Origin of the sequence: Winogradskyella immobilis (genome assembly GCF_021887715.1) — a bacterium.
Lineage (GTDB): Bacteria > Bacteroidota > Bacteroidia > Flavobacteriales > Flavobacteriaceae > Winogradskyella > Winogradskyella immobilis.
Window position 1 is genome coordinate 1 of sequence record NZ_JAIQXX010000046.1, and the last position, 2,470, is coordinate 2,470.

The following is a 2,470-nucleotide window of genomic DNA, read 5'->3' on the forward strand; positions in this document are numbered from 1 at the left end:
ACTGAAATAGGTTGACTCTTTTTTGATTATTATTTCGACGTTCAAAAGATTTTTTTCAGCCGTTTAGAAGGCAAAAAAATAGTTTGAACTAGGTTCGATATTAAATTGTTAGTTCAGGTAAATTTACATTATTTTTTCGATAAGATTTGTATTTGATGTTGGGATTCAAATGGACTTCGGCTGGTTTTCTGAGGTCCAGGCTAAAATGAGTTCTTAAATTGTTATAGATATATACAGCTTGCTCGGTCATTTGTTGAGCTATATCTGTGTTTTTAATGGTTTGTTTTAGTCCGTATTCGTATTTAAGAGTTCTGTTAATACGTTCAGCCAGAGCATTTTCATAAGGGTCGTATTGTTCGGTCATACTCATTGTTATACCGTTTGTTTCAGCAAAAGTTGTGTATTTAGGATTGCAGTATTGAAAACCTCTGTCCGAATGATGAATGAGTGGCAGTTTAGGATATTCTCTATTTTTAATAGCCATGGCGAGTGCATCTGTGCAAAGCGATGTTCTCATATGGTTATCGAGTTTATACCCCATTATTTGTTTGGAATAGGCGTCTGTGACTAATGCGAGGTAATTATGACCATTTTCAGTTTTAATGTATGTGATATCGCTTACCCAAAGCTGTTCTGGTCGATTAGGGACTTTGTTTTTTACGAGGTTTTTATATTTTTTGTACATGTGATTAGAGTTTGTAGTTGTGAGGTAGTTTTTGCGTTTAGGAACCAGTAAATTATTATGCCTCAAAAAGCGATAAAACTTGTCTCTTCCTATTTTGATATTGGCTTTTATGCAATTTTGTTTAAGTTCATTATGCAGTTTTATTCCACCAGTTTTAGAGCCTACTTTTTTACGATAGTCCTTTACCATTTTGATTAGTTTTTGTTGGTCTATTAGCTGTTTTTGTTGTGTTTTGAGTCTTTTATAGAAGGCTTGTTTAGAGATCCCAAAACACTGATAGAGCCATTTTCTTTTATACGGTTTTTCTTCTTTTTCTCTATCTCTTTTGCTAATGTTTTGGGCAAGGACTTTTTTGACATATCGACACCAGTAATGAGTTCCATATCAGCAATGATATCTTGCTGAAAGTCTTTTACAAACTCGAGTTCTTCAATACGTTCCTTTAGTTTCTTGATTTCATCGTTTTTACTCATACCTGTATTTTGTTGTACTAAAGTACTGTATTTTCTTAACCAATAGGTAATGGTGGTTCTAGGAACATCATATTTTTTGGAAGCAAAATTTGTGGATGTCTGACCGTTTAAGATTTGGTCAACGACTAAAAGTTTGGTTTCCAGAGTTACTTTTTGGTAGCTTTTTTTTCGCCAGTGTTCTTTTTGTGGTTTCATAAGTGACTATAATTAAATGACTAATTTTTAGTCAACCTATTTCAGGAAAGTTCGTTTCTCGTATTAACCACAACGTGTTCGTGTATGGTTAGTTGCGTGTTTCAGCAACTAATTTAGTAAACAAAAACGAACGCGAGAAAATTCCTTAGGAATTTTCCAAATGAGCAATGACCAAAGCAATTAATTATACACGGTGTTGCCAGTAGTTTTTATATTTCCATTTCTACCATTTCCGCTCTTGCTCCAAATCGGATTGGTAAAATACTTGTTCCTATTCCTTTTGATATGTACATTTTCGGTTCGGATTCTTTATACCAACCTTTTAAATATTTTCCACTTCCTTGAGGTTTGAAAGGAACAATTCCTAAAAATGTAATTTGTCCTCCGTGAGTATGTCCAGAAAGTACTAAATCAATATTTAGATTTCCTTTTTGTTTTGTTATTATATCTCTGTGTTCAGGACAATGTGATAAAACAATATTGGTTTCAGTTTCTTTTAGATTTTCAACTGCTTTTCCAAAGTCAGCGTTTCCGCCAACAAAATCGTCAATTCCGATTATTGAGATTTCTCTATTTTTAATTGAAATTGTTCTATTCTCGTTTATCAATAATTTGCAATTATTTTTAGAATAAATACTTTTAAGTTCTGTCAGATTTACATTTCCCCAATATTCCCAATTTCCAGTTATCGCATACTTTCTAATTGAATTATCAATTAATTCAAGGAATTCATTCAGAGGTTTTATTTTTTCTGTTTTATCAACAGAATCTCCAGTTATAAATATTAAATCAGGTTTTATTGAGTTGATTTTTTTTGCAATAGATTTGTGAAAGTATCTTAATTGGTCAAAATGTAAATCCGAAATTTGAATGATTTTTATTTTGTCTTTTTCCGATTTTGAGATATCAAAGTAATTCCAGTCAATTACATATTTCTCAAACCAAAGTGAGTCCAAAAGAACTAATCCAATTGAGGCTAAAATTCCTCTTTTAATAAATTTTCTTCTGGTTAAGTTCGTCATTCTGTATTATACTGAAATAGGTTGACTCTTTTTTGATTATTATTTCGACGTTCAAAAGATTTTTTTCAGCCGTTTAGAAGGCAAAAAAATAGTTT

Annotated in this window: 3 protein-coding genes; all 3 read right to left on the reverse strand. The window is 31.7% G+C overall.

All coding sequences use genetic code 11. The features are described 5' to 3' along the window. Positions 1-100 precede the first annotated feature (100 nt). Positions 101-949, reverse strand: coding sequence for an IS3 family transposase (locus K8Z87_RS13715; RefSeq protein ID WP_227478148.1), 849 nt, complete (start codon positions 947-949; stop codon positions 101-103). Continuing rightward, entirely contained in the window at positions 898-1,353 is a 456-nt protein-coding gene (locus K8Z87_RS13720; protein WP_227478146.1) for a helix-turn-helix domain-containing protein, read from the reverse strand. Before K8Z87_RS13720 ends, K8Z87_RS13715 begins: the two co-directional genes overlap by 52 nt. Before the next feature lie 209 nt (positions 1,354-1,562). After that, on the reverse strand, positions 1,563-2,375 hold the full coding sequence (locus K8Z87_RS13725; protein WP_227478147.1) for a metallophosphoesterase: 813 nt from the start codon (positions 2,373-2,375) through the stop codon (positions 1,563-1,565). Positions 2,376-2,470: the final 95 nt, after the last annotated feature.